Annotated in this window: 25 protein-coding genes and 2 tRNA genes; 11 read left to right on the forward strand and 16 right to left on the reverse strand. The window is 57.1% G+C overall.

Translation table 11 applies throughout. The features are described 5' to 3' along the window. Positions 1-94: 94 nt before the first annotated feature. Entirely contained in the window at positions 95-325 is a 231-nt protein-coding gene (locus tag M8014_RS06530) for a SymE family type I addiction module toxin (protein ID WP_271281715.1), read from the reverse strand. Between the two features lie 187 nt (positions 326-512). Here M8014_RS06530 and M8014_RS06535 point away from each other — a divergent pair, with 187 nt between their 5' ends. Continuing rightward, positions 513-857: a nitrous oxide-stimulated promoter family protein gene (locus tag M8014_RS06535; protein WP_271281716.1), complete on the forward strand. Its 345-nt coding sequence runs from the start codon at positions 513-515 to the stop codon at positions 855-857. A gap of 2 nt (positions 858-859) precedes the next feature. Here the strand turns inward: M8014_RS06535 and M8014_RS06540 are convergent, their stop codons facing one another. From M8014_RS06540 to ascF, 6 genes are all read right to left on the reverse strand, one after another. Beyond that, on the reverse strand, positions 860-2,089 hold the full coding sequence (locus tag M8014_RS06540) for an MDR family MFS transporter (RefSeq protein WP_271281745.1): 1,230 nt from the start codon (positions 2,087-2,089) through the stop codon (positions 860-862). A gap of 16 nt (positions 2,090-2,105) precedes the next feature. Continuing rightward, positions 2,106-2,867 (reverse strand): siderophore ABC transporter ATP-binding protein EitC, encoded by a 762-nt coding sequence (gene eitC, locus M8014_RS06545; RefSeq protein WP_271281717.1) that lies wholly within the window; start codon positions 2,865-2,867, stop codon positions 2,106-2,108. Further along, the gene (locus tag M8014_RS06550) at positions 2,867-3,904 is read right to left on the reverse strand and encodes a FecCD family ABC transporter permease (protein ID WP_271281718.1); all 1,038 of its coding nucleotides are present in this window, start codon (positions 3,902-3,904) and stop codon (positions 2,867-2,869) included. Before M8014_RS06550 ends, eitC begins: the two co-directional genes overlap by 1 nt. Further along, the gene (eitA, locus tag M8014_RS06555; RefSeq protein WP_271281719.1) at positions 3,904-4,902 is read right to left on the reverse strand and encodes a siderophore ABC transporter substrate-binding protein EitA; all 999 of its coding nucleotides are present in this window, start codon (positions 4,900-4,902) and stop codon (positions 3,904-3,906) included. The genes M8014_RS06550 and eitA overlap by 1 nt, the downstream gene beginning before the upstream one ends. A 194-nt stretch (positions 4,903-5,096) precedes the next feature. Continuing rightward, a complete protein-coding gene (locus M8014_RS06560) occupies positions 5,097-6,521 on the reverse strand; it encodes a 6-phospho-beta-glucosidase (RefSeq protein WP_271281720.1) in 1,425 nt (474 codons plus the stop codon). A gap of 19 nt (positions 6,522-6,540) precedes the next feature. After that, a complete protein-coding gene (ascF, locus tag M8014_RS06565; protein WP_271281721.1) occupies positions 6,541-7,992 on the reverse strand; it encodes a PTS cellobiose/arbutin/salicin transporter subunit IIBC in 1,452 nt (483 codons plus the stop codon). A gap of 242 nt (positions 7,993-8,234) precedes the next feature. Here ascF and M8014_RS06570 point away from each other — a divergent pair, with 242 nt between their 5' ends. Next, the gene (locus M8014_RS06570) at positions 8,235-9,248 is read left to right on the forward strand and encodes a LacI family DNA-binding transcriptional regulator (protein ID WP_271281722.1); all 1,014 of its coding nucleotides are present in this window, start codon (positions 8,235-8,237) and stop codon (positions 9,246-9,248) included. 108 nt (positions 9,249-9,356) lie between these two features. Here the strand turns inward: M8014_RS06570 and norW are convergent, their stop codons facing one another. Then, positions 9,357-10,490, reverse strand: coding sequence for an NADH:flavorubredoxin reductase NorW (gene norW, locus M8014_RS06575; protein WP_271281723.1), 1,134 nt, complete (start codon positions 10,488-10,490; stop codon positions 9,357-9,359). Beyond that, a complete protein-coding gene (norV, locus tag M8014_RS06580) occupies positions 10,487-11,938 on the reverse strand; it encodes an anaerobic nitric oxide reductase flavorubredoxin (protein WP_271281724.1) in 1,452 nt (483 codons plus the stop codon). Before norV ends, norW begins: the two co-directional genes overlap by 4 nt. Positions 11,939-12,126: 188 nt before the next feature. On the opposite strand from norV, the gene norR reads away from it, so the two are divergent. Next, entirely contained in the window at positions 12,127-13,647 is a 1,521-nt protein-coding gene (norR, locus tag M8014_RS06585) for a nitric oxide reductase transcriptional regulator NorR (RefSeq protein ID WP_271281725.1), read from the forward strand. On the opposite strand, the gene gutQ is transcribed toward norR, so the two are convergent. The 7 genes from gutQ to srlA form a co-directional block, all read right to left on the reverse strand. Next, positions 13,644-14,609, reverse strand: coding sequence for an arabinose-5-phosphate isomerase GutQ (gene gutQ, locus M8014_RS06590; protein ID WP_271281726.1), 966 nt, complete (start codon positions 14,607-14,609; stop codon positions 13,644-13,646). The genes norR and gutQ overlap by 4 nt on opposite strands. Beyond that, a complete protein-coding gene (gene srlR / locus M8014_RS06595; RefSeq protein ID WP_271281727.1) occupies positions 14,602-15,375 on the reverse strand; it encodes a glucitol operon DNA-binding transcriptional repressor SrlR in 774 nt (257 codons plus the stop codon). The genes gutQ and srlR overlap by 8 nt, the downstream gene beginning before the upstream one ends. Positions 15,376-15,438: 63 nt before the next feature. Next, positions 15,439-15,798: a transcriptional regulator GutM gene (gene gutM, locus M8014_RS06600; RefSeq protein ID WP_271281728.1), complete on the reverse strand. Its 360-nt coding sequence runs from the start codon at positions 15,796-15,798 to the stop codon at positions 15,439-15,441. Positions 15,799-15,869: 71 nt separating this feature from the next. Beyond that, a complete protein-coding gene (gene srlD, locus M8014_RS06605; RefSeq protein ID WP_271281729.1) occupies positions 15,870-16,649 on the reverse strand; it encodes a sorbitol-6-phosphate dehydrogenase in 780 nt (259 codons plus the stop codon). Positions 16,650-16,663: 14 nt separating this feature from the next. Next, a complete protein-coding gene (gene srlB / locus M8014_RS06610; protein WP_271281730.1) occupies positions 16,664-17,026 on the reverse strand; it encodes a PTS glucitol/sorbitol transporter subunit IIA in 363 nt (120 codons plus the stop codon). A 12-nt stretch (positions 17,027-17,038) separates the two neighbouring features. Beyond that, positions 17,039-17,998, reverse strand: a complete 960-nt coding sequence (srlE, locus tag M8014_RS06615; RefSeq protein ID WP_271281731.1) for a PTS glucitol/sorbitol transporter subunit IIB — start codon at positions 17,996-17,998, stop codon at positions 17,039-17,041. Next, positions 17,995-18,558: a PTS glucitol/sorbitol transporter subunit IIC gene (gene srlA / locus M8014_RS06620; protein ID WP_271281732.1), complete on the reverse strand. Its 564-nt coding sequence runs from the start codon at positions 18,556-18,558 to the stop codon at positions 17,995-17,997. The genes srlE and srlA overlap by 4 nt, the downstream gene beginning before the upstream one ends. A 275-nt stretch (positions 18,559-18,833) precedes the next feature. Here srlA and mltB point away from each other — a divergent pair, with 275 nt between their 5' ends. The 8 genes from mltB to M8014_RS06660 all read left to right on the forward strand — a co-directional run bounded on the left by mltB (position 18,834) and on the right by M8014_RS06660 (position 26,008). Continuing rightward, a complete protein-coding gene (gene mltB / locus M8014_RS06625; RefSeq protein ID WP_271281733.1) occupies positions 18,834-19,925 on the forward strand; it encodes a lytic murein transglycosylase B in 1,092 nt (363 codons plus the stop codon). Positions 19,926-20,099: 174 nt separating this feature from the next. Then, a complete protein-coding gene (gene pncC / locus M8014_RS06630; RefSeq protein WP_271281734.1) occupies positions 20,100-20,597 on the forward strand; it encodes a nicotinamide-nucleotide amidase in 498 nt (165 codons plus the stop codon). Between the two features lie 87 nt (positions 20,598-20,684). Next, entirely contained in the window at positions 20,685-21,743 is a 1,059-nt protein-coding gene (gene recA, locus M8014_RS06635; RefSeq protein ID WP_271281735.1) for a recombinase RecA, read from the forward strand. 70 nt (positions 21,744-21,813) lie between these two features. After that, positions 21,814-22,314, forward strand: a complete 501-nt coding sequence (gene recX, locus M8014_RS06640) for a recombination regulator RecX (RefSeq protein ID WP_271281736.1) — start codon at positions 21,814-21,816, stop codon at positions 22,312-22,314. 131 nt (positions 22,315-22,445) lie between these two features. After that, positions 22,446-25,073 (forward strand): alanine--tRNA ligase, encoded by a 2,628-nt coding sequence (alaS, locus tag M8014_RS06645; protein WP_271281737.1) that lies wholly within the window; start codon positions 22,446-22,448, stop codon positions 25,071-25,073. Positions 25,074-25,307: 234 nt separating this feature from the next. Then, positions 25,308-25,493 carry a carbon storage regulator CsrA gene (gene csrA, locus M8014_RS06650; RefSeq protein WP_000906486.1) on the forward strand — a complete coding sequence of 62 codons (186 nt, stop codon included), beginning with the start codon at positions 25,308-25,310 and terminating at the stop codon, positions 25,491-25,493. 341 nt (positions 25,494-25,834) lie between these two features. Further along, positions 25,835-25,927: transfer RNA gene (locus M8014_RS06655), tRNA-Ser, on the forward strand. Positions 25,928-25,931: 4 nt separating this feature from the next. Next, positions 25,932-26,008, forward strand: a tRNA-Arg gene (locus M8014_RS06660). The last annotated feature ends 49 nt before the right edge of the window (positions 26,009-26,057 follow it).

Below are 26,057 nucleotides of genomic sequence, written 5' to 3' on the forward strand. Positions count from 1 at the left end.
CTTTGAAAATAGTGCGGTTCAGGCGACATTAGAGCCATAAGTTGGCACTATTGTCGCATGAAAAAATGGCACCGCGCAGCAAAATGTCGCGACTTTACGAGGCCTCTTCCGCAATCAGTTCAATCACTAATTTTCCCTGTTCGACCAGCACCCGCACCTGCGCGTGGGTTTTAAACCCGGCCTCTTCCAGCCAGTCGCCTTTCAGGCTCAGCGATGCATGCACGCTGTAGCGTTGCGGGATCTTGGTTTTGCGATCTTCATGACGCTTTCTGAAATAGCCCACCGTTAACCGACGGCTTGGTAGGGCAATGCACATCTCTGACATAGAAACTCCTTTTCTTCGGGTACACCGGGTGAAATAAACACCTGTATAAAATGCCAGTAAAATAGCGAAGAGACAAACCTATAACTGCGAAGCGTCTTCAGAAAACGCAATGTAAAAAATGAAATCGGGCTGAAAAGCGGCAGCAGAAAAGGTATCATAAATGCAACTTATCGGTCGGGGCTCAGTTATGTCTGGAAAACGAATCGCGCGCGAAAAAGAGACTATCCACAAGATGATCGCGCTGTATGAAAAGCAGTGCCCGCAGGCAGCGAAAAAGGCAGGGCACTACCCGGCGCTGAACGATTACGCCGACAAGCGGCTGGATAAATGCGTGTTTGGCGAGGAAAAACCGGCCTGCAAGCAGTGTCCGGTACACTGTTATCAGCCTGCTAAACGTGAAGAGATGAAGCAGGTGATGCGCTGGGCGGGGCCGCGTATGCTGTGGCGCCACCCCATTTTAACGATTCGACATTTGATTGACGATCGCCGTCCGGTGCCGGAGCTGCCGGAAAAGTACCGCCCAAAAAAATAATGTCAGGCCCGCGGTCTGCGCATCGGTCGACAGATAAGGACCATGGCGATAGCGCTGCACAGCGGGAATACCGCCAGCAGCAGCCACGGGAAGGTCGCTTCAGCAGAGGGCGTTAGCGCCTGGTCGAGCAGGTCGCCGAGCAGTAAATTCCCCGCAAGTACCGCACAGCCGCCAGCGGTGGCAAGCGCGCCATAATGCGCCCCCAGCGTCGATTCACTGGCAAACCACGGCACGATATCCTTCGCCGACGGCACCAGCAGCATCTGCCCGCTGGTCAGCAGGGTGACAAAACAGGCTGCAGGCAGCAGACGCAGCCACCCCTGTGCCGGTTGTGAACTGGCGAACAGCGCCACGCTCAGAAACGCCGCCGCTATCAGCACAAACCCGACCGGCAGGATGCGCACTGCCCCTACCCGACGGGCAACGCGCGCCAGCGGCAGCTGGAAGAGGATCACCAGCCCAGAGGCCAGCATAAACAGCGGACCGAGATCTTTTTCGCTGCCGCCTGCGCGCTGGATCTCCACCGGCAGCGCCAGATAGAGCTGGTTATAGCTTAATAACCAGCTGCTCCAGGCGATGATAAACGCCACAAAACGCGGCTGACGAAAGGTGGTCCACCACGGGGCGATCTGCAGCGGCTGGTTTTTGGCAACGGCAGGCGGCAGGCAAAAGAACAGCACAATTAACGCCACCACAAAGACTGCCGCGCCCGCCAGCGCCACCTGACGAAAGCCGAATCCCGTCAGCAGTGCACCCACCACCGGGCCGAGTACCGCCCCCAGCTCGCCACAGACCGCAAACAGGGCGAACCATTCTGCACGGCTGCGTTTGCCCTGCGCCTCGCTGCGGGTGCCCGCTTTTGCCAGTAACGCTTCGATGGAGGGGGAGAACAGCGCCCCGCCAATCCCGGTGAGGCACGCCCCGGCAATAATCAGCGGCAGGGAATGTCCGTACGCCAGCAGCAGGTAGCCCACCACGCGCACGATGCAGCCGCACAGGATTACCCTGCGCGCGCCGTAGCGGTCGGAGAGGGCGCCGCCGACAATAAACATCCCCTGCTGGGAGAAGGTCCGCAACCCAAGTACCAGCCCGATAAGCCCGCCGGAGAGCAGCATATCGTCGCGTAGAAATATCGCCAGGAAAGGAACGACGGCATAAAAACCGATGTTGAACACAAATTGGCTGCCCAGTAAGACGGGCGGCCAGAGCTGGGTGACGGGACGGAGTACGATCACAGCTTACCTCGCCTCAGACGAGGTAATGGATGTGCTTTTTGCCATGGAAAGGCGAGAGCTCAATTTTGGTTTTTACCCGGAACACATCCCACAGCAGGTCTTCGGTCAAAATCTCCTGCGGGGTACCGGTGGCGACAATCTCCCCCTGCTGCATCACGATCAGCGCATCGCAGAACATCGAGGCGTGGTTCAGATCGTGAATGGCGACAAGGCTGGTCACCGGCAGCTGACTGATTAACTGCATCAGCTGGATTTGATGGTGAATATCCAGATGGTTGGTCGGTTCATCCAGCAGGATCTCGGTGGGCATTTGCGCCAGCGCCCGGGCGATATGCACCCGCTGGCGCTCACCGCCGGACAAGCTCTGCCAGCCCTGCTCGCTGTGATGCAGCATATCGACGGTTTTCAGCGCCGTGGTAATGGTCTCGTCATCCTGCGGGGTCCAGCTGGAAAAAGGGGAGTGGTGCGGGATACGCCCCAGCTTCACCACGTCGCGCACGCGCATATTGGCATCGGTCATGCCGTGTTGTTCAACAAAGGCCACCCGACGAGCGAACTGTTTTTTAGCCATCCCGGCGATGCTTTTGCCGTCCAGCGCGACGGTGCCGGTATGCGGACGGCGCAGGCCGGCCAGGATCCGCAGCAGAGAGGATTTACCGCAGCCGTTCGGCCCCAGCAGGCCCACCGTCTGCCCCTGCGAAACTGCAAGAGAGACATTATTGACGATCACCTTTTTACCTACCTTCCAGGTGATGTTTTCAGCGCTGATACTCATTATTTAGTCCTGGAACGATAGATGATCACGGCGAAGAACGGCACGCCAACCAGCGCCGTCACCACGCCAACCGGCAGGCTTTGCGGGGCAATCAGCAGGCGGGAGGCGATATCCGCCAGCACCATCAGGATCGCACCGGCCAGCGCGCTGGCGATGAGCAACGTGCGGTGCAGCGGGCCAAAGAAGAAGCGCATCACGTGCGGTACAACCAGTCCGACAAAGCCGATTGACCCCGCCATGCTGACGATGGTCGCGGTAATCAACGCGGTGGTGATAAACAGCATCAGGCGTACCCACGGCACGGCAATGCCAAGCGAGGCTGCGGCATCGTCGCCAAAGGTGAAGGCGTCCAGCGCCCGGGAGTAATACAGGCAGACAGCCAGACCGATCAGCACCACCACCAGCACCAGCTGCAACTCCGGCCATCGCACGCCGCTGAAGCTGCCCAGCAGCCAGAACATCACGTCCCGCGCCTGCTGCGCGCTGGCGGAGGTGCTGATGGTGTAAGCGGTAATAGCGTTAAACAGCTGCGAGGCGGCCACCCCGGCCAGGATGGTGCGTTCGCTGCCGCCGCGCGCGCCGTTGGTCAGGAAAGCCACGAAGGCAAAGGCGGCAAATGCCCCGGCAAAGGCCCCGGCGGAAAGGGTTACCGTACCGCTGCCAATGCCCAGCACCACCACGGAGACCGCGCCGGTAGACGCGCCCGCGGAGACGCCCAGCACGTAGGGTTCGGCGAGGGCGTTTTTCAGCAGGCTTTGCAGCACGGCGCCGCAGATTGCCAGCCCCGCGCCGCAGCAGGCGGCCACCAGCGCCCGGCTCAGGCGAAAGTCCCAGATTACGCTCTCGTAGATGCGATTGAGCGGCGCGTCGGTTAAGCCGAGTTTATTGGTGAAGGCATAGAACACGCTTTGCAGGGGGATCGACAGCTCCCCCACGCTGACACCGATGGCAATCACCAGCAGTAAAAGCACCACCGCCAGCAGGGCGGCGGTGGGAAGAAACCACCCCTGGCGGGTGGGTTGAACCACTGAGGTCATTAATTGAGCCCCATTTTTCTGAGCTGCTCACCCACCTGTTCCGCGCCGTAAATAGTACGGATGGTCGGGTTCATCGCCTGGCCGTCCATGATCACAATGTGACCTTTTTTGACGGCATCCAGCTGGCTGATGGCCGGATCGCTCTTCAGGAATTTGATTTTTTCCTCAGCGCTGTCCAGCGCCCAGCGGTTGCGGTCGAGGCTGGAGACCACAATCACATCCGGGTTAGCGGCAATGATGCTTTCCCAGCCGACGGTCGGCCATTCGGTCTCGGAGGTGATGGCGTTGTGGCCGCCGAGCACGTTAGCGATAAAGCCGGAGGCACTGTTTTTGCCGCCAACGTAGGCGTCAGATGACGGTGACGCGCTGGAGAACCAGAACACAAAGGAGAGGTCTTTTTTGTTTTTGCTGAATTCAGCCCGCAGATCCGCTTCGCGCTTTTTGAAGTCGGCAATCAATGCCTCACCGGCAGGCTGCACGTTAAAGATGGTCGCGAAATCAGTAATCTCCTGGTAGAGATATGCCATGTCCCACAGCTTCTGGCGGCTGCCGTACATATCGCCGACCCCTTTTTTGGTCGCGCACATGCCCGGCGATAAATAGCTGTTGATTCCCAGGGTCGCCAGATCTTCGCGTTTCGCGACTTTGCTTTCCGGGCCGAGCAGTAAAGGCAACTGGGCAGGCACGAAGTCCGGGTTCTGCGCCAGAATCGATTCTAAGGTCGGGATTTCCACGGTCAGGGTTTTGATTTTTTCATTCTTTTCGGCCAGCTGCGGCAGCACTTTGGTCGGCCAGAAGGCGCTGGCGGCCACTTTATCCTGCAGGCCTAACAGCAGCAGAATTTCAACGGTGTTTTGTCCCAGCGCGACAACGCGTTCAGGTGCTTTAGCGAAGGTTTCTTTAAATCCGCAATTCTCAATCGTCAGAGGATACGTGGTCGCAAAAGCGGAACCTGCAGTTGCAATCAGTAATCCTAATGCGCTGATGATCTTTTTCATGAAACGCTATCCTTCATTAATTTGTTTTTGACAGCCCGGGCACCTGGCTGAGAATGAATATCATTATTACGGCGGAGTTTTATACAATGATACATTGATGGTGTCAATGAATGACAATAACGCGATGAAATTATTGGGTTTATTAAATAAGGGGTAGGCCGGGCAAGCGCAGCGCCGCCCGGCAAAAAGGGGGGTTAATCTAAATCGGCACCGTTGCTGGCGATCACTTTCTTATACCACCAGAACGATTTTTTGCGTTTGCGATCAAGGGTGCCGTTCCCGGCATCGTCGCGATCGACATAGATAAAGCCGTAGCGTTTGCTCATTTCGCCCGTCGAGGCCGCCACCAGGTCGATACAGCCCCAGCTGGTGTAGCCCATCAGCGGAACACCGTCTTCAATCGCATCGCCCATCGCGCGGATGTGCTCACGCAGATAGCTGATGCGATAGTCGTCGTTAATCTCGCCGTTGGCGTCGATGTCGTCCTTCGCTCCCAGTCCGTTTTCCACCAGGAAAAGCGGCTTCTGGTAGCGGTCGTACATCATGTTCATGGTGATGCGCAGGCCCAGCGGATCGATGCCCCAGCCCCATTCGCTCACCTCGATATGCGGGTTACGCAGGGATTTGACGATGTTGGCCGCGCTGGTGTTGTTGGCATTCATGTCTGCCGAGGCGCAGCGCGAGGCGTAATAGCTGAACGACACGAAATCGACGGTGTTTTTCAGAAGCTGGTCATCGCCCGGATCCTTAACAATCACCACCCCTTTTTCGCGGAATACGCGGGCAGAGTAGGCCGGGTAACTGCCGCGTGCCTGCACGTCGATAAAGAACAGGTTCTCGCGATCTTTCTCCAGCGCCATCCACACGTCTTCCGGTTTGCAGGAGTAAGGGTAGAAATTACCGCCCGCCAGCATGCAGCCAACCTGGTTTTCCGGGTTGACCTCATGGGCGATTTTGGTCGCCAGTGCGCTGGCCACCAGCTCATGGTGCGCCGCCTGATACTTCACCTGATCTTCGTTTTCGCCTTCTTCAAACACCAGCCCGGCACCGGAGAACGGGCTGTGTAGCATGATGTTGATTTCGTTGAAGGTCAGCCAGTACTTCACCAGCCCGTTAAATTCTTCGAAGCAGGTGCGTGCATAGCGGGCAAAGAAGTCGATCATCTTGCGGTTGCGCCAGGAGCCGTATTCGGTCACCAGGTGCATCGGCACGTCGAAGTGACACAGCGTGACCAGCGGCTCGATGTTGTACTTTTTACACTCCTCAAAGACCGCGCGATAGAACGCAATCCCGTCTTTATTTGGTAGCGGCTCGTCGCCATTCGGATAGAGACGGCTCCAGGCAATCGAGGTGCGAAACACCGTGAAGCCCATCTCGGCCATTAAGGCGATGTCTTCTTTATAGCGATGGTAAAAATCAATCGCGTCGTGGCTCGGATAAAACTCGTCCTCACGCAGCGCAAAGCGTTTTTCCTTACCGACTTTTACCGCCAGGCGGTTAGCGCCATGGGGGATCATGTCGACGGTGGTCAGGCCCTTGCCGCCTTCACGGTATGCACCTTCACTCTGGTTGGCGGCCAGTGCGCCGCCCCATAAAAATCCTTGTGGAAAAACAGACATTCTTACCTCGCTAGTCAAATTATGCGCGTGCTTCTGTGGTCTGGACCGGCGCGGTTTGCAGCGCCCGCGCTTTCTCGGCTTCATCTTCAACCGGGATATCTTCAAAGCCCAGCATCAGGGTCAGCACGAAGGAGAGCACCACCGCCAGCGCCATCACCCCAAACACCCAGACGATGGTCATAGGATTGGCCGGGTCGAAGAACTGCACGCTGGTAAACAGGCCCGGTGCCGCCATCGAGTGGCTGGCAAGACCGGCGATCCCGGCGACCGCGCCGCAGATAAAGCCGCTGATCAGGCTCGCAATTAATGGGCGTTTCAGACGTACCGCCACGCCGTACAGCGCCGGTTCCGAGATCCCCGCCATGATGGCGGAAGCTGCCGCCGCCAGCGCGGTCTGGCGCAGTTCCGGGTTTTTGGTTTTCCAGGCGACCGCAAGCGATGAACCGCCGAGCGACAGGTTGGCACCGATTTCAGATGGCATGACCATCCCTTCTTTGCCGGTTTCGGCAATGGTCTGAATGATAGTCGGGGTAAACACGCGGTGCATCCCGGTCATCACCAACAGCGGCCACAGTGCGCCCATGATGGCAACGGACAGCCAGCCCAGATAGTCGTGAATGGTGTAAACCAGCGCGGAGATAGCGCTACCGATCCAGATCCCCAGCGGTCCGATCAACACAATGGCGAGTGGGGCGGCGATCAGCACGATCAGCATCGGCTTGAGGAAGTTTTTAGTCACCGCCGGGGTGATCTTATCTACCCAGCGTTCGATATACGACAGGCACCAGGTCATCACCAGCGCCGGGATCACCGTGTAGGTGTATTTCACCGCCGTCACCGGGATAAAGGCGAACTCAACATGCTCGCCCTGCGCCGCTTTGGCCATCAGCTCGATAAAGCTCGGATGCACCAGCACGCCCGCAATGGCAATCGCCAGCGACATGTTGGTTTTGAATTTCACTGCGGCAGACGCAGCCACCATCAGCGGCAGGAAGAAGAACGCCCCGTCGCCGATTACCGTCAGAATGGTCAGCGTCGGTTCGCCTTTGGTCAGCACGCCGGTCATCTCAAGGATCATCGCCAGCAGTTTGACCATTGAACCACCGATGATCGCCGGGATCAGCGGGGACATGGTGCCGATCAGGGCATCAAGGATCCCTGCGCCCACGCGTTTAAACGTCATCTTTTGTGGCCCCTGCGGCACGGCAGGTTGCAGGTCGGCAGGCAGCAGGTTCACCACTTCGCGATACGCCTGGGAAACGGTATTCCCGATGATCACCTGGCACTGGTTGTCGTTACGCACCACGCCCAGCACGCCGCTGATGCTTTTCAACGTGGCGCTGTCGATCAGGCTCTCGTCCTTCGCCACAAAGCGCAGTCGGGTCATACAGTGGGTGACAGCGACGATGTTGTCTTTGCCGCCGAGCGCGCTGACAACGGCATTTGCCAGCGCAGCATAATTTTTGGCCATCGGGTTATATCCTGTTTTATCAGTAAGGTACGTCTTCATCAGGTGGGCGATGAAACGTATATAGGAAACCGGTTCCACAAAATCATGAAGAGTTTCTCATGATCAAACAAGATCACATTTTGGTCATTTTTTATAATCGTGATGACGATCACCTAACGCGCGACAAAGCGCAGTATTCGCGCTGCGACAATTTTCACAGGGTGCAGTACACTGCCGCTCATTGGTTTCAGACGGAACAGATTATGACCACGATGCTGGAAGTGGCGAAGCGGGCAGGGGTCTCGAAGGCGACGGTTTCCCGGGTGCTTTCGGGCAATGGCTACGTGAGCCAGGAGACAAAAGACAGGGTATTTCAGGCGATTGAGGAGAGCGGCTATCGCCCGAATTTACTGGCGCGCAATCTGGCGACCAGGCGCACGCAAACCCTCGGGCTGGTGGTGACCAATACCCTCTATCACGGGGTCTATTTCAGCGAGTTGCTGTTCCACGCAGCCAGAATGACCGAAGAAAAAGGGCGGCAGCTGATCCTCGCCGACGGCAAGCACAGCGCCAGTGAAGAGCGTGAAGCGATTCAGTATCTGCTGGATATGCGCTGCGATGCGATCATCATCTACCCGCGTTTTCTCAGCGTCGATGAGATGGACGAGATCATCGACAAGCACGAGCAGCCGGTGCTGGTGCTGAACCGACGCTTGCGCAAGCACAGCAGCCACTGCGTCTGGTCGGATCATAAAGCTTCCAGCCAGGCGGCGGTGGCGCAGTTAATCGGGCAGGGCCATCGGGATATTGCATTTATTACCGGCTCACTCGATTCACCTACCGGGATTGAGCGTCTCTCCGGCTATAAAGACGCGCTTGCTGCAGAGCGGATCCCGCTGCGTGAATCGCTGATTGTCGAAGGCAAATGGACCCCGGCCAGCGGCGCAGCAGGGGTGACGGAACTGCTGGCGCGCGACGAGACCTTTACGGCGCTGGTGGCCAGTAACGACGACATGGCGATTGGCGCCATTAAGCAGCTGCATGAAAGCGGAGTGGCCGTACCTGGCGAGGTGTCGGTGGCCGGGTTCGATGATATCGCGATGGCGCCCTACGTGATCCCAGCGCTCTCCAGCGTGCGGGTGCCGGTCACCGAGATGGTGAAAGAGACCATCAGCCGGGTGATCTTTATGCTCGACGGCGGGGACTTTACTTTCCGGCAGACCTTTGACGGGGAGCTGATCCTGCGTGATTCGGTGATGCCCGGCCCGCATCGCTGATCTTACAGCGTGACCGCCGGTGTCCGGCATAAAAAAGCCCCGGGACATCGGGGCTGCGAAAGGCAAAATCGGACAGGCATACAACAAAAGATTGATCGAGCTTGAGGGTTAAACAGGTAATGATTTCAGCAGGGCGAAAGCCTCCTTCATGCGATCTTCACTGACCACAAAGGCGCGCAGGTTGCCTTCGGCATCGGCGCCTTTTGCCACCATACCCTGCGGCTCAATGGCGATCTGCCAGGTCAAATCTTTGCGCTGGGTTTCACCCGCCAGATGCAGAGGCAGTTCCGGCGTTTTCACCTTCACCAGCATCGCGGGCAGTTTCAACGGCGCGCTGCCGCCGAGCAGGTTCTTTGCCAGGTACATGGCGCTGAGTTGAATCGGTTGCAGGAACGGCAACACCTGACCGTTAATTTCGGCGCAATCGCCCAGGGCATAGATATCCGGCTGCGTGGTCTGCAGATAGCTGTCGACCTTCACGCCACGGTTTACCTCTGCACCCGCACGCCGGGCCAGCACGGTTTCGGCCCGCAGGCCGGTGGCGGCAATCACCGCATCCACTTCGATGCAGCGGTCGCGATCCAACATGGCGCAAATCCCGTTCCCGGTTTGGGTCAGGCTGTGCAGCTGGGATTTCAGCTGCAGGTGCACGCCCATATCGGTCAGCCGATGTTGTAAGCGACTGCTCACTTCGGCTGGCATCAGCGCAGACAGGATGCTGGCAGCATGGTCAACCAGGGTAACGGCTTTCCCGGCCCGGCAGAAATCCATCGCCAGCTCGGTGCCGATCAGGCCTCCGCCGACAATCATCACCCGCCGCGCATCGCGCAGGGTGGTTTCGCAGGCGCGGTACTCGGTCTGGCTGTTCAGGGTGAGCATCAGCTCGCGGCCTTCGACCGGCGGAACAAAGGCCGCTGCGCCGGTTGCCAGCACCAGTTTGTCATACGACCACTGGGTGTCTTTTGCTTTCACCACATGGGCGGCGGCGTCGATTTCCGTTACCCAGCTATAAGGGAACAGGCGCAGGTTGTACTCCTCGGCAAACTCCCCCGCCGTCTGGCGGGTGAGGTCGTCGGCACGCTGACTCTGGCTGATGACGTGGCTCAGGTCTGGCTTGCTGTACTCGTCCATGCTGTCGGCGGCGATCAGCGTCAGCGGGACGTTTGCATCCTGTTTACGAATGTTTTTCACCAGCTGGCGAGCGGCAAAGCCCGAGCCGATAATCACGATGCCGTGGTTCATTTTGCCTCCGATGCCAGTTCGTCGAAGACGTCTTTACCCAGGGAGCATTCAGGGCACAGGAAGTTGTCTGGCACCTGGCTCCACGGAGTGCCTGGCTGTACATCCTGCATTGGCTCGCCAACCGCCGGATCGTAGATCCACTGGCAGACGCTGCACTGCATGCAAGGGCCGAGATCCGCAGCGGCCGCTGCGGCACAGGCGCACTCGTCCTGCTGTTGAGCCGAGGCAGTGGTGGTCGCTGCTGGCAGCGGAGCGAGTGCCCACTGACGTGCAATGTCACGGCCGTGCTGACGGCAGATTTCCAGCGCGTCGATATCCGGGCGCCATTTCGCTTTCAGACTCAGGGACATCTCAAAACCGGCATCCTGCAAACGGGTGGACAGACGGTCTACCGCACCGCCGCTCCAGCCGTGGGAGCCGAATGCGCTGGCGCGTTTGTTGCGAAAGCGCAAACCGGTCATCTCTTCAACCAGGCCCGCAATTTTTGGCATCATCACGTTGTTCATGGTGGAGGTTCCCACCAGCACGCCTTTAGAGCGGAAGACGTTAGTCAGGACCTCGTTCTTATCGCTGCGCGCCACGTTGAAGATTTTCACCGCCACGTTGGGATCCACTTCGTTGATGCCCTGAGCAATGGCGTCGGCCATCATGCGGGTATTGTTGGACATGGTGTCGTAGAAGACGGTGATGCGATCTTCCTGATAGTCAGCGGCCCATTTCAGATACATTTCAACGATCTGGGTTGGGTTCTCGCGCCATACCACACCGTGGGAGGTGGCAATCATATCCACCGGCAGGTTAAAGCCGAGGATTTCAGTAATTTTTGGCGTCACCAGACGGCTGAACGGGGTCAGGATGTTGGCGTAGTAGCGCTGGCACTGTTCGAACAGCTCAGTCTGATCCACTTCGTCATTGAACAGACGTTCGTCGCAGTAGTGCTGACCGAAGGCGTCGTTACTGAACAGCACCGCGTCGCCGGTCATGTAGGTCATCATGCTGTCAGGCCAGTGCAGCATTGGGGTTTCAACGAAGATCACCTGTTTGCCGTTACCGATATCCAGGGCGTCACCGGTTTTCACGATGTTGAAATTCCACTCCGGGTGATGGTGATGACCATTGATGGAGTCGATAGCGTTAGCGGTGCAGTAAATTGGGGTGTCCGGGATGCAGGACATCAGTTCGGTCAGCGCACCGGCGTGATCTTCTTCGGCGTGGTTAATGATGATGTAATCGATATCGGCCAGGTCGATTTCGCTGCGCAGGTTCTGCACGAATTCACGGCTGAATTTATGATCGACGGTGTCGATCAGCACGTTTTTCTCTTCACGAATGAGGTAGCTATTGTAGCTGCTGCCGCGCAGGGTTTTATATTCAGTTCCGTGGAAATCACGTACTTCCCAGTCACGTTGACCGACCCAATGAATATTGTTTTTAACCAGAATAGACATAGCAACCTCGAAATAATTAAGCGAATTGGGATAAAGATATTTTTCTTATTGCAGCTTGCGTGCCAACTTTTTAAGTGATTGATTTTGATTGTTTTTAAAAATAATAACGCTTAATGGGTAGTCAATTTGACTGTCATTGATATAGTCAATATGACAAGATGCATTGTCAGAATGACAGCGAGGCGAAAATGAGTTTTTCAGTTGAAGTGCTGGCGGGGATCGCCATTGAGTTGCAGAGCGGTATCGGCCATCAGGATCGTTTTCAGCGCCTGATCTCAACCCTGCGCCATGTGCTGGATTGCGATGCATCGGCGCTGCTGCGTTATGAAGGGCGGCAGTTTATTCCGCTGGCTATCGACGGGCTGGCGCAGGATGTTCTCGGGCGGCGATTTACCCTTGAGGGACATCCCCGACTGGAGACCATCGCCCGCGCCGGGGATGTGGTTCGCTTTCCTGCCGACAGCGATCTGCCCGACCCCTATGACGGACTCATTCCCGGCCAGGAGAGCCTGAAAGTGCATGCCTGTATCGGCCTGCCGCTGTTTGCCGGGCAACATCTTATTGGCGCGCTGACCCTCGACGGCATGTCGCCGGATCAGTTCGACACCTTCAGCGACGAAGAGCTGCGGCTGATTGCGGCGCTGGCTGCCGGGGCGCTGAACAATGCATTGCTGATTGAGCAGCTGGAGAGCCAGAACAGCCTCCCCGCCAGCCCGACGGCGTTTGAGCAGGTGGCGCACACTGAGATGATCGGCCTGTCACCGGGCATCATGCAGTTGAAGAAGGAGATTGAGATAGTCGCCGCCTCCGATCTTAACGTACTGATCGAAGGGGAAACTGGCACCGGCAAAGAGCTGGTGGCGAAATCCATCCACGAGGCCTCGCCGCGCGGCGTGAATCCACTGGTCTATCTGAACTGTGCCGCGCTGCCGGAGAGCGTGGCTGAGAGCGAACTGTTCGGTCACGTCAAAGGGGCGTTTACCGGGGCGATCAGCAACCGCAGCGGCAAGTTTGAAATGGCCGACAACGGCACGCTGTTCCTCGACGAGATTGGCGAGCTGTCGCTTGCGCTGCAGGCCAAGCTGCTGCGCGTGCTGCAGTATGGCGATATCCAGCGGGTGGGCGACGACCGCAGCCTGCGGGTTGACGTCCGTGTGCTGGCGGCCACTAACCGCGATCTGCGTGAAGAGGTGCTGGCCGGGAATTTCCGTGCTGACCTGTTCCACCGCCTGAGCGTGTTTCCGCTTTCGGTACCGGCGCTGCGCGAGCGGGGCGAGGATGTGGTGCTGCTGGCGGGCTTTTTCTGCGAGCAGTGCCGGTTACGGATGGGCTTATCCCGGGTGGTACTCAGCCCTGGTGCCCGCACCCATCTGATGAGCTACGGCTGGCCCGGCAACGTGCGCGAGCTGGAGCATGCGATCCACCGTGCCGTGGTACTGGCGCGGGCCGCGCGGTCGGGCGATGAAGTGGTGATCCACGCCCGCCATTTTTCCCTGCATGATGAGAGTACGCCTGCGACGATGTCGGAAATGCCAGAACCGCAGGTGACGAATCGGAACCTGCGTGATGCCACGGAAGATTTTCAGCGCCAGATGATCAGCCGGGCGCTGGAGCAGAACAGCCGCAGCTGGGCAGCGAGCGCAAGGGCGCTGGAGACAGACGTCGCCAACCTGCACCGGCTGGCAAAACGTCTGGGGCTGAAGCCTTAAATGATGCCTGCCTGGTAGAAATCCTGCAGGTTAATGGCCCCGCACAGGCAGCCATTGTCATCCACCACCGGAGCGGCGGTAATTTTGCGCTTCATCAGCAGCTCTTTGGCTTCTATCGCGCGGCTGTCGGCATTCAGGGTCAGGCCGCCGCGGGTCATGGCGTCGCTGACGGCGATCTCCAGTTTACCGCCGCCCACCAGCCAGCGACGCAGGTCGCCGTCGGTGAACACCCCTTTGACCTGATGGTGTTCATCGCAGACCGCCACCAGCCCCAGCCCGGTACGGCTCAGCTCCAGCATTGCGTCCATTACGCTGGTATTCAGCTTCACCTGCGGGATGGCGTCATCGGTGCGCATCAGGTGATGCACTTTATTCAGCAGACGCGCGCCCAGCGCCCCGGCCGGATGGGAGCGGGCAAAATCTTCTTCGTTAAAGCCCCGGGCCTGCATTACTGCCATTGCCAGCGCATCGCCCATCATCAGCGTATTGACGGTGCTGGAGGTCGGCGCCAGGTGCATCGGGCAGGCTTCGCGTTCGACTGAAATATCCAGTGTCGCTTTGGCAGCCAGCGCCAGCGGCGAGCGGGATTTGCCGGTCATCGCCAGCAGCGCGACCGATTTTTCCTGCAGGCGCGGGAGGATAAGATCCAGCTCTTTCGCCGAACCGGAGTAGGAGATAAACAGCAGCACGTCGCGGCTTTCAATCATCCCCAGGTCGCCGTGCAGCGCTTCCGCCGGATGGACAAAAAAGGCCGGGGTGCCGGTGCTGGCAAGCGTTGCGGCAATCTTCTTGCCGATATGGCCGGATTTACCAATGCCCGCGACAATCACTTTGCCTTCACACTGAATGATGGTGTTGGCGGCCAGAACAAAATCATCACCCAGCCTTTCCGGCAGGCGGCTGGCTTCCTGCAGTTCCAGCATCAGGGTTTGACGACCAGCGTTGATCAGAAAATCACTCATCTCTCTCTCCGGTTACGATCACGTTGATTCCTTTCTCTTCCAGCGCTTTTTTGAACGCCGGATCGATACCTGCGTCGGTGATCAGCGTATCGACGCTTTCAAGGGCACAGACAATATTAGGGCTTTTGCGGCCAAACTTCGACGAGTCTGCCATCAGGATCACCTCCCGGGCGGCATTGCACATGGCTTTGCTGACGCTAAAGACTTCGTTGAAGGTGGTGACGCCCGCGTTGAGATCGATGCCGTCGGTGCCCATAAACAGGCGGTCAAAGCTGAAATGGTCGAAGGCGTTTTCTGCGAGCTGGCCGTGAAACGATGCCGATTTTTTGCGGAAGGTGCCGCCGGGCATCAGAAGAGTTTGTTCGTTGTCGAATTCCGCCAGCGCGTTGACGATGTGCAGGCTGTTGGTCATCACCGTGATGTTATTAAAGCGACTCAGCATCGGCACCATCTGCAGCACCGTGCTGCCCGCATCGAGAATGATGGAATCACCGTCATGGATAAACTTCACTGCGGCATCGGCGATCAGCGCTTTCTGCTGGGTATTGATCAGCGTTTTGTGGTCGATCGGCGGATCGGCTTCGTCTTTATTCAGCACCACGCCGCCGTAGGTTCGGATCACCGTTCCGGCGTTTTCCAGGATCACCAGATCCTTGCGGATGGTGGTACCGGTGGTATCAAAGTGGTGGGCCAGATCCTCGACTGAGCACTTTCCCTGCTTTTGCAGATGCTCAAGAATGGCCGCCTGCCGCTGGCGTGGTTTCATAGACGTTGAGTTCCTTATGTTGCGAAATGATAATTTCGCAAGCTTATAACGTTCACAACGAAATTATCCATGTTTCAATTTAAGCGCTAATGATAGTGCATTCTGACAGAGTGGATCATGGGGAAAGATCACACCAGGCTCTAATTCCCGCAGGGGAAGGCCGTTGAGTGCTGCAATTTTCACCGGACGGGCGAAGACCGTCAGTCCGCGCATCATCAGGGAGTCGCAGACCCGGTCGTCGTCATCCAGCGCGATGGCAATCACCACCCGCGGTTTAAAGCGCCCGCCGTAACGGCCCACGCCGACGCGACCTCGCTGGCAAAGGGCGTCGAAGGCGCGATTAAAGCGGTGGATTTGCCAGCCGCCGAGTGCCAGCTGGCAAATCCAGGCTATAGCGGCGACGGTAATAAGGGTGGTGACCATGTGTGGCTCCTGGGTGATTAACAGATCCCCCTCCCTGTGGGAGGGGGGCGTGAGGGCATCTGGCCGCGCGATCAGAACATGACCTGCCCACCGGTAATATTGATCGACTGCCCGGTGCAGTAAGACGCTTTTGGGCTGGCATAAAACAGCAGCATGTTCAGCACATCCTGGTAGTCGCAGCCGCGCTTGAGCGGGACTTTATCGATGTAGTATTGCTCCACCTGATCCGCTTCAATACCCAGCTTGGTGGCATATTGCGGTAGCAGCGACTGGAACATCGGCGATTTCAGCAGGTTGCCGAGCATTAATGAATGCACGGTAATGCCGTACTCGGCCAGATCCAGCGCCAGGGACTGCGTCAGCCCCACGCCGCCAAACTTGGCTGCGCTGTAGCCGGAGTTGTGTTTGCTGCCCACCTTGCCGGACTTGGAGTTGATCTGAATGATGCGCCCGGCAATGCCGTCGCGGATCATCAGCCGGGAAAACTCGCGGGCGCAGAGGAAATAGCCCACCAGATTCACCTGTAATGAGCGGTCGAAATCCCCCAGCGCGACGTCGCTGATAAACGCGGCTTTGGCGATCCCGGCGCTGTAGACCAGCAGGTCGACGCGGCCAAAAATTTCGTTCACCCCGTGCGACAGCGCCAGCACGCTCTGTTCGCTGGTGGCATCGGCACCAAAGCCGTACGCCATCCCTTCGCCAAACTCCTGATTAATAACGCTGGCTACCCGGGCGGCTTTTTCGCTTTGAATATCCACCACCGCCACGCGATAGCCCTCTGCGGCCAGCCCACGGCAGAGATATTCCCCTAAGGTTTGTCCCCCGCCAATGACAACAGCAACCTGATTCATCTTTCTCTCCTTTATTAGGCTACAAACTTCAGTACACAACCGGTGGCCAGCGCCTGCGGAACCGGCCCGGCGACATGCACGGTACCCGGATATTCCGCCTCGGTCTGACCATCGAAACGCAGGGTGATATGCCCCAGCTCGCGCAGATTCTGCTCGGCGACACTGCCCACGGCGGTGACCGGATAGCGGGTTTCCCCCAGGGTTAACTGGCTGCCGGGCAGCAGTTCGCCGTTCAGTTCGCCGTGACAGTGGATAAAGCAAAACTCTTCGATATCCGCAGGCGCGCCTTCGCGAAAGGTAATCAGCATCTGGTCGCAGAGCGCATCCGGGGCGCTCTGGCCGATACGGGTAATGGTGGTCTGGTAAATCACAGTCATCGCAAGCACCTCTTATTGATAAATAAAGCCGGAGACAAACCAGGCGATCAGCACGGTGGGCGCGCCCGTCAGGAAGCGGCTGACCAGCACCGAAGGCACGCCGACGCGCACGGTGTCCTGGCGCGCTTCGGCAAGCGACAGACCCACCGGGATAAAGTCGCAGGCGGCCTGGGCATTAATGGCGAACAGCGCGGGCAGGGCGAGATGTGGCGGGATATGGCCCAGCCCAATCTGCACCCCGATTAACACGCCGATCACCTGGGCGATCACGGCTCCAGGGCCAAGGAACGGCGACAGCAGAGGGAAGGAGCAAATCAGCGCCAGCGTCACCAGCCCTAACGGATGGCTGGCCAGCGGAGCAAGACCGTGGGCGATCCAGTCCCCAAGGCCCGAGGCCATGATGATGCCGATCAGCGCCGAGACGAATGCCATAAACGGCAGAATGGTTTTCAGCACCGTATCAATGGTGTCGCGCCCGGACTGGAACAGCACCGCCACCGCCGAGCCCATCCCCATCCCGACTTTGGCCAGCAGGCCGTCGCTCTGCTCGGTGATCTTCTTACTCGTGTCGTACTCGCGCGGGGCGCTCTTTTTCGCCGGTGCGGCACCGTCAGCCAGGGTAATGTTCTCTTCTCGCACCCCAGACACGTAAATGTCTTCAAGGATGTACTGCGCCAGCGGTCCGGATTTTCCCGTCGCGTGAATGTTGATCGTGGGAATTCGCCGTTTAGGATAAATGCCGCAGCGCAGGGTGCCGCCGCAGTCGATCACCGCCACGCCAATTTCCGCTTCCGGCGGTTCGCCCTCTTTAAAGCCGTCGACTGCTTCCCAGCCGGTAAGATCGCGCAACTTGTCGACGATCGCCGGGCGTGTACCGGCGGTGATATAGACAATCTTTTTGTCGGCGGTGGCGTCCAGTTCCAGTGGGCCGCCCCATCCGCCCGTGCCTTTTTCAATTCGAATGCGGGTCATGCTGTTGCTCCTGCCAGATGGACTTTTTGTTCAAGCTGGATGCCCATTTTCTTTTCGAAAATGGTGGTGGTGAGGTCGGTGACCCAGCCGCGGAAGAAGTTGGTGACCAGGCCGACCAGCAGATAGCTGACTGCCAGCGGGCCCAGCGGCAGACCAAGGGTAGTCAGGCCACTGGCGATCCCGAGGTAGACGAACAGCTCCCCGGGGTTGATGTGCGGAAACAGACCGTTCATCGAGTGGCAGCTGTACGAGGCCGCAGCGTAGTAGCTCGGCTTGTAGCGCTCCGGCATAAAACGTCCGAGGCTCAGGGTCATCGGGTTACAGAACACAAAAGTGCCGATAAAGGGCAACAGCAAATAACGGGACAGTGGATTTCCGGCGCAGCGCTGGGCGAATTTTTCGATCCGGTGCTGGCCGATGAAGTTGATCAGCGCATTCATGATCACCAGCAGGCTTATCAGCAGCGGCAAAATACCGGTGACCATCCCGGTAAAGACCTCGCCACCTTTCTGAAACAGCCCGATAAACCACTCGGCACCGTGGGTAATGGTTTCTATCATTCTTCTCTCCTGTGGACGTGTGAGTTCGTGTCTGACGGCATCTAATAATAATCACTTTGAAAGGTTTTAAAGTGTTAATTAGATCTCACAATGAAAGAAAAATAGATCAATTTGAAAGATTTTGGCGATGGGCAATCATATCCGGCTGAGAAGACGCTGAATTTGCCTTTGGGTAGCGTAAAGATTTTGCGGCGTACGCCAGCGCCCCTTCCTTGAGGTGTCCCGGATGCTTTACCATACTTGCCACTTATCGAATTCCCTGGAATGGATGTGCCATGTTCAAGCGTCGTTACGCAGCCTTATTGCCTGTGCTTATTTTGCTCTCTGCCTGCAGCAGCAAACCGAAAACCGAAGCGGCCCAGCAAACCGCGGGCGCGCCTTCTGGCGGCTTTCTGCTGGAACCTCAGCACGACGTGATGCAGATGGGGGGCGACTTCGCCAACAACCCGGCGGCGGAGCAGTTCATCGATAAAATGGTGAGCAAGCACGGTTTTAATAAAACCCAGCTGCAGGAGATCCTCTCCCAGGCCAAGCGTCTGGACTATGTACTGCGTCTGATGGACCGCCAGGCCCCAACCACTCAGCCACCGGCCGGTCCGAACGGCGCGTGGCTACGCTATCGCCAGCAGTTTATTACCCCGGACAACGTGCAAAACGGCGTGGCGTTCTGGGACCAATATCAGGATGCGCTGACCCGCGCCTGGCAGGTGTACGGCGTACCGCCGGAGATCATCGTCGGGATTATTGGCGTCGAAACCCGCTGGGGCCGCGTGATGGGCAAAACCCGCATTCTTGATGCGCTGGCGACCCTCTCCTTTAACTACCCGCGCCGCGCGGAGTACTTCTCCTCCGAGCTGGAAACCTTCCTGCTGATGGCCCGCGACGAGCAGGACGACCCGCTGGACCTGAAAGGCTCCTTCGCCGGGGCAATGGGCTACGGGCAGTTTATGCCGTCGTCGTATAAGCAGTACGCGGTTGATTTTAACGGGGACGGGCACATTAACCTGTGGGATCCCGAAGATGCCATTGGCAGCGTCGCCAACTACTTCAAAGGTCACGGCTGGAAGAAAGGTGAGCCGGTTGCCATTCAGGCCAACGGTCAGGCGGCCGGGCTGGAAAATGGTTTCAAAACCAAATACAGCGCAGCACAGCTAACCGCTGCTGGGTTAACACCGCAGCAACCGATCGCCGGTAATCAGCAGGTGAGCCTGCTGCGTCTGGACATTGGTACGGGTTATCAGTACTGGTACGGTCTGCCGAACTTCTACACCATCACCCGGTATAACCACAGCACGCACTATGCGATGGCGGTCTGGCAGTTAGGGCTGGCCGTGGCGCAGGCGCGGGTGGCATCGCCGTTCAATTAATGGCGTGATTGGGCAGTCAGGAAGGTGAGGGGAGGTTATCCACTCACCTTTTTTCTTTTCCCCGAACGCTGGCATGCAGTTTTCGGAAGGAGGCTCGTAAAACCGGTTCCTCTTCCTTCAGGCTACGGCGTAAAGTGCTATCTTGTGCTGCACGTTTTTCAGGAGCTTAACAACATGACTGACCATGAATTGATGCAGCTGAGTGAAGCCGTGGGGCAGGCGCTCAAACAGCGCGGTGCGACGGTAACGACGGCAGAATCCTGTACGGGCGGCTGGGTGGCAAAAGTCATCACCGATATTGCCGGCAGCTCGGCCTGGTTTGACCGCGGCTTTGTCACCTACAGTAATGAAGCGAAAGTGCAAATGATCGCCGTACGCGAGCCAACGCTGATTGAGCATGGCGCGGTGAGTGAACCGGTGGTTGTCGAGATGGCGATTGGTGCGCTGCGTGCCGCACGTGCGGATTACGCTATCTCAATTAGCGGCATCGCCGGACCGGACGGCGGCAGCGAAGAAAAGCCTGTCGGCACCGTGTGGTTTGGCTTTGCGACGGCACAAGGCGAAGGGATCACCCGCCGGGAGTGCTTTAGCGGTGATCGTGAAAGCGTGCGCCGTCAGGCGACCGGATATGCGTTAAAAACGCTCTGGCAACAATTTCTACAAAAGACTTGATACTGTATGACCATACAGTATAATTGCGGCAACAGAACAGAAATCCACGGTGAAGCACAGTCGCTTCTCCCGGCATGAGAGGAAATAATGGCTATCGACGAAAACAAACAGAAAGCGTTGGCGGCAGCACTGGGCCAGATCGAAAAGCAATTCGGTAAAGGTTCCATCATGCGCCTGGGTGAAGACCGTTCCATGGATGTAGAAACTATCTCCACCGGTTCGCTTTCTCTGGATATTGCACTGGGTGCTGGCGGCCTGCCAATGGGTCGTATCGTAGAAATCTACGGACCAGAATCCTCCGGTAAAACCACCCTGACGTTACAGGTTGTGGCTGCAGCACAGCGCGAAGGCAAAACCTGTGCCTTTATCGATGCTGAGCACGCGCTGGATCCGGTCTACGCTCGTAAACTGGGTGTTGATATCGACAACCTGCTGTGTTCTCAGCCGGATACCGGTGAGCAGGCGCTGGAAATCTGTGACGCCCTGGCACGCTCTGGTGCAGTCGACGTGATTATTGTCGACTCCGTAGCCGCGCTGACCCCGAAAGCAGAAATCGAAGGCGAAATCGGCGACTCTCACATGGGCCTCGCGGCACGTATGATGAGCCAGGCGATGCGTAAGCTGGCCGGTAACCTGAAGCAGTCCAACACGCTGCTGATCTTCATCAACCAGATCCGTATGAAGATTGGTGTGATGTTCGGTAACCCGGAAACCACCACCGGTGGTAACGCACTGAAATTCTATGCCTCCGTGCGTCTGGATATCCGCCGTATCGGCGCCGTGAAAGACGGTGATAACGTGGTGGGCAGCGAAACCCGCGTGAAGGTTGTGAAGAACAAAATTGCTGCACCGTTTAAACAGGCTGAATTCCAGATCATGTACGGCGAAGGGATCAACTTCTTCGGCGAACTGGTGGACCTGGGCGTGAAAGAGAAGCTGATTGAAAAAGCGGGCGCCTGGTACAGCTACAACGGCGACAAGATTGGTCAGGGTAAAGCGAACGCCATTTCCTGGCTGAAAGATAACCCGGCTGCAGCAAAAGAGATCGAGAAGAAAGTGCGTGAGCTGCTGCTCACCAACCAGGATGCTAAGCCGCAGTTCGCCGTTGACGGCGAAGGCGCTGAAGAAACCAACGAAGATTTCTAATCACTCGCTGAAATAAATAAGGGTCGCATAATGCGGCCCTTTTTGCTTTTTAACTGTAGCAGGTTTATCTATGAGTGAATCCACAGCACGTCGTCCGGCGTACGCCCGACTGTTAGATCGCGCGGTACGCATTCTTGCGGTTCGCGACCACAGTGAACAGGAACTTCGCCGCAAACTCACCGCGCCCGTGATGACGAAAAACGGGCCGGAAGCTATCGACGCCACTGCCGAAGATTATGACCGCGTTGTCGCCTGGTGCTATGAGCACAGCTATCTTGATGATGCACGTTTTGTCGCACGCTTTATTGCCAGCCGCAGCCGGAAAGGTTACGGCCCGGCACGCATCCGCCAGGAGCTGAATCAAAAAGGCATTGCGCGGGAAACCAGCGAAAAAGCGATGCGCGAATGCGAGATCGACTGGTGTGAGCAGGCGCGGGAGCAGGCGGTGCGTAAGTACGGTGAACCGCTGCCGCGGGAGTTTTCAGAAAAAGTCAAAATCCAGCGTTTTTTGCTCTATCGTGGCTACCTGATGGAGGATATTCAGGATATCTGGCGTAATTTTATCGAATGAACGCATGCGGGATTTTACTTCCCTCACAAGAAAACTTATCTTATTCCCACTTTTTCCAGTAGCTGGTCCATCCAACAAACGTTGCGCTGCGACCCGCTGTGACATTTCGTTAGCTTGATTTCAGGATAATTATGAGCAAGAGCACCGCTGAGATCCGACAGGCGTTTCTCGATTTTTACCATAGTAAGGGACACCAGGTTGTTGCCAGCAGCTCCCTGGTACCAAATAACGATCCGACTTTACTGTTTACCAACGCCGGGATGAACCAGTTCAAGGATGTTTTCCTTGGTCTCGACAAGCGTAATTATTCCCGCGCGACCACCTCGCAGCGCTGTGTGCGCGCAGGCGGTAAACATAACGACCTGGAAAACGTCGGTTATACCGCACGTCACCACACTTTCTTCGAAATGCTGGGCAACTTCAGCTTCGGCGACTATTTCAAAAACGATGCAATCCAGTACGCATGGGAGCTGCTGACCGGTGAAAACTGGTTCAACCTGCCGAAAGAGCGTCTGTGGGTTACCGTCTACGAAACCGACGATGAAGCCTTTGAAATCTGGGAAAAAGAAGTGGGTATCCCGCGCGAACGTATTATTCGTATCGGTGATAATAAAGGCGCACCCTACGCGTCTGACAACTTCTGGCAGATGGGCGACACCGGTCCTTGCGGCCCTTGCACCGAAATCTTCTACGATCATGGCGATCACATCTGGGGTGGTCCTCCGGGGAGCGCAGAAGAAGATGGCGATCGCTACATTGAGATCTGGAACATCGTCTTCATGCAGTTCAACCGTCAGATTGACGGCACCATGGAGCCGCTGCCGAAACCCTCTGTAGATACCGGCATGGGTCTGGAACGTATCGCCGCCGTGCTGCAGCACGTGAACTCCAACTACGATATCGATCTGTTCAGCACCCTGATTAAGTCCGTTGCCGAAGTGACTGGCGCGACCGATCTGAGCAACAAATCCCTGCGCGTCATTGCCGACCACATCCGTTCCTGTGCGTTCCTGATTGCTGATGGTGTGATCCCGTCGAATGAAAACCGTGGCTACGTGCTGCGACGCATCATTCGCCGTGCTATCCGTCACGGCAACATGCTGGGCGCGAAAGACACCTTCTTCTATAAGCTGGTGGGTCCGCTGGTGGGCGTTATGGGCGCTGCCGGTGACGAACTGAAACGCCAGCAGGCGCAGGTTGAGCAGGTTCTGAAAACCGAAGAAGAGCAGTTTGCACGTACGCTGGAGCGCGGTCTGGCTCTGCTGGACGACGAACTGACTAAGCTGAAAGGTGACACGCTGGACGGCGAAACTGCTTTCCGCTTGTACGACACCTACGGCTTCCCGGTTGACCTGACGGCTGACGTTTGCCGCGAGCGCAATATCAAAGTTGACGAAGTGGGCTTTGAAGCCGCAATGGAAGAGCAGCGCCGCCGTGCGCGTGAGTCCAGCGGTTTTGGTGCCGACTACAACGCGATGATTCGCGTGGATGGCAGCAGCGAATTCCAGGGCTACGAGCATCTGCAACTGAACGGTAAAGTGACCGCGCTGTTTGTTGACGGCAAAGCCGTGGACAGCATCAGCGCGGGCCAGAACGCGGTAGTGGTTCTGGACAAAACCCCATTCTATGCCGAGTCTGGCGGTCAGGTAGGCGATAAAGGCGAGCTGAAAGGCGCTGATTTCGGCTTTACCGTCACCGACACGCAGAAATACGGCCAGGCGATTGGTCACCTCGGTACGCTGGCCTCCGGCGCGCTGAAAGTGGGCGATGGCGTGCAGGCGCTGGTCGACGAAGCGCGCCGCGCGCGTATCCGTCTGAACCACTCCGCGACGCACCTGATGCACGCCGCGCTGCGCCAGATTCTGGGCACGCACGTTGCGCAGAAAGGCTCGCTGGTGAATGACAAAGTGCTGCGTTTTGACTTCTCACATTTCGAAGCGATGAAACCGGCAGAAATCCGCGCGGTGGAAGATCTGGTGAACGCCCAGATCCGCCGCAACCTGCCAATCGAGACCAACATCATGGATCTCGATGCTGCGAAGAATAAAGGCGCGATGGCGCTGTTCGGCGAGAAATATGACGAACGCGTGCGCGTGCTGAGCATGGGTGATTTCTCCACCGAGCTGTGTGGCGGTACGCACGCGGCTCGCACGGGTGACATCGGCCTGTTCCGCATCGTTTCCGAATCCGGTACGGCAGCAGGCGTGCGTCGTATCGAAGCGGTCACTGGGGAAGGGGCGATTGCCGTTCTGCATGCGCAGAGCGATCAGCTGCACGATATCGCACAGCTGCTGAAAGGCGACAGCCATAACCTGGGCGAGAAAGTGCGCAGCGTCATGGAACGTACCCGTCAGCTTGAGAAAGAGCTGCAGCAACTGAAAGAGCAGGCCGCCGTTGCGGAGAGCGCTAACCTCTCCAGCAAAGCGGTTGAGATTAATGGCGTCAAGTTGCTGGTGAGTGAACTGGCGGGCGTTGAGCCGAAAATGCTTCGTACTATGGTCGACGATCTGAAGAACCAGCTCGGTTCAACGGTTATCGTTCTGGCAACGGTAGCGGAAGGTAAGGTTTCTCTGATTGCGGGCGTATCTAAGGACGTGATCGACCGTGTGAAAGCAGGGGAGCTGATTGGTATGGTCGCTCAGCAAGTGGGTGGCAAAGGGGGCGGTCGTCCGGACATGGCGCAAGCCGGTGGTACGGACGCAGCAGCCCTCCCAGCAGCATTAGCCAGTGTAGAAGGCTGGGTAAGTTCTAAACTGTAAAAACTACAAAGCGTACACAGGCGGCATAACGTTATCGTTATGCCGCACTGCGCTATCGATAATGATAAAGTCAGGTTGAGTTTGTGTATATCGGCTAAACTTACGTTTAACAGAATGTAATGCCGTGACTGCATACACATTACGTGTTTGTCATCGCTTACTTTTTGGCGTTATATGATGGATAATGCCGGGATACAAGAGACCCGACTCTTTTAATCTTTCAAGGAGCAAAGAATGCTGATTCTGACTCGTCGAGTTGGTGAGACCCTCATGATTGGGGATGAGGTCACCGTGACAGTTTTAGGGGTGAAGGGCAACCAGGTACGTATTGGTGTGAACGCCCCTAAAGAAGTCTCTGTTCATCGTGAAGAGATCTACCAGCGTATCCAGGCTGAAAAATCCCAGCAGTCCAGTTACTGATATTATCGCGTCTCGCTGTCTGGCGAGACGCAACCCACTCGCTCTACTCCTGCCAAAAGTTACCGTTCGAATTCAACTGCTGCCTCTTTAACCGATCCGCATCTGCTATCTCTACCTGAGATCCTCTATCTACCTGCACATTATTGTTATCAGCGCTGAAAAATACGCTTATAAAACACTCTGTTTGTGGCTTTTACATGCAATTTGCCTGCGATTTGTGCAAACGAAAAAAGAGTATGGAAAAAGGTTTGACTTATAAGTCCCAGAAAGTAATATATGCGCCACGCAGCGACGAGAAGCTCTTAACGAGTAACTCGAGGCACTCGAAAGAGGCGTTGTGTGGTGAGGTGGCCGAGAGGCTGAAGGCGCTCCCCTGCTAAGGGAGTATGCGGTCAAAAGCTGCATCCGGGGTTCGAATCCCCGCCTCACCGCCATTTTGCATCCGTAGCTCAGCTGGATAGAGTACTCGGCTACGAACCGAGCGGTCGGAGGTTCGAATCCTCCCGGATGCACCATATTCTCCGAGATAACAGCCATACTGTTGTTTCATGGTCTGCGAGACAA

The organism is Silvania hatchlandensis, from assembly GCF_025564065.1.
GTDB classification, from domain to species: Bacteria; Pseudomonadota; Gammaproteobacteria; order Enterobacterales; family Enterobacteriaceae; genus Enterobacter; species Enterobacter hatchlandensis.

Bases quoted from the DNA above. Each gene is read 5' to 3' on its own strand.
- pncC (WP_271281734.1), top strand. From the start codon at position 20,100: ATGACTGACCATGAATTGATGCAGCTGAGTGAAGCCGTGGGGCAGGCG.
- srlB (WP_271281730.1), bottom strand. From the start codon at position 17,026: ATGACTGTGATTTACCAGACCACCATTACCCGTATCGGCCAGAGCGCC.
- eitC (WP_271281717.1), bottom strand. From the start codon at position 2,867: ATGAGTATCAGCGCTGAAAACATCACCTGGAAGGTAGGTAAAAAGGTG.
- eitA (WP_271281719.1), bottom strand. From the start codon at position 4,902: ATGAAAAAGATCATCAGCGCATTAGGATTACTGATTGCAACTGCAGGT.
- srlD (WP_271281729.1), bottom strand. From the start codon at position 16,649: ATGAATCAGGTTGCTGTTGTCATTGGCGGGGGACAAACCTTAGGGGAA.
- alaS (WP_271281737.1), top strand. From the start codon at position 22,446: ATGAGCAAGAGCACCGCTGAGATCCGACAGGCGTTTCTCGATTTTTAC.
- gutQ (WP_271281726.1), bottom strand. From the start codon at position 14,609: ATGAGTGATTTTCTGATCAACGCTGGTCGTCAAACCCTGATGCTGGAA.
- mltB (WP_271281733.1), top strand. From the start codon at position 18,834: ATGTTCAAGCGTCGTTACGCAGCCTTATTGCCTGTGCTTATTTTGCTC.
- csrA (WP_000906486.1), top strand. From the start codon at position 25,308: ATGCTGATTCTGACTCGTCGAGTTGGTGAGACCCTCATGATTGGGGAT.
- M8014_RS06570 (WP_271281722.1), top strand. From the start codon at position 8,235: ATGACCACGATGCTGGAAGTGGCGAAGCGGGCAGGGGTCTCGAAGGCG.
- norW (WP_271281723.1), bottom strand. From the start codon at position 10,490: ATGAACCACGGCATCGTGATTATCGGCTCGGGCTTTGCCGCTCGCCAG.
- srlA (WP_271281732.1), bottom strand. From the start codon at position 18,558: ATGATAGAAACCATTACCCACGGTGCCGAGTGGTTTATCGGGCTGTTT.
- recX (WP_271281736.1), top strand. From the start codon at position 21,814: ATGAGTGAATCCACAGCACGTCGTCCGGCGTACGCCCGACTGTTAGAT.
- norR (WP_271281725.1), top strand. From the start codon at position 12,127: ATGAGTTTTTCAGTTGAAGTGCTGGCGGGGATCGCCATTGAGTTGCAG.
- gutM (WP_271281728.1), bottom strand. From the start codon at position 15,798: ATGGTCACCACCCTTATTACCGTCGCCGCTATAGCCTGGATTTGCCAG.
- M8014_RS06535 (WP_271281716.1), top strand. From the start codon at position 513: ATGTCTGGAAAACGAATCGCGCGCGAAAAAGAGACTATCCACAAGATG.
- norV (WP_271281724.1), bottom strand. From the start codon at position 11,938: ATGTCTATTCTGGTTAAAAACAATATTCATTGGGTCGGTCAACGTGAC.
- M8014_RS06560 (WP_271281720.1), bottom strand. From the start codon at position 6,521: ATGTCTGTTTTTCCACAAGGATTTTTATGGGGCGGCGCACTGGCCGCC.
- M8014_RS06550 (WP_271281718.1), bottom strand. From the start codon at position 3,904: ATGACCTCAGTGGTTCAACCCACCCGCCAGGGGTGGTTTCTTCCCACC.
- M8014_RS06530 (WP_271281715.1), bottom strand. From the start codon at position 325: ATGTCAGAGATGTGCATTGCCCTACCAAGCCGTCGGTTAACGGTGGGC.
- ascF (WP_271281721.1), bottom strand. From the start codon at position 7,992: ATGGCCAAAAATTATGCTGCGCTGGCAAATGCCGTTGTCAGCGCGCTC.
- srlE (WP_271281731.1), bottom strand. From the start codon at position 17,998: ATGACCCGCATTCGAATTGAAAAAGGCACGGGCGGATGGGGCGGCCCA.
- srlR (WP_271281727.1), bottom strand. From the start codon at position 15,375: ATGAAACCACGCCAGCGGCAGGCGGCCATTCTTGAGCATCTGCAAAAG.
- recA (WP_271281735.1), top strand. From the start codon at position 20,685: ATGGCTATCGACGAAAACAAACAGAAAGCGTTGGCGGCAGCACTGGGC.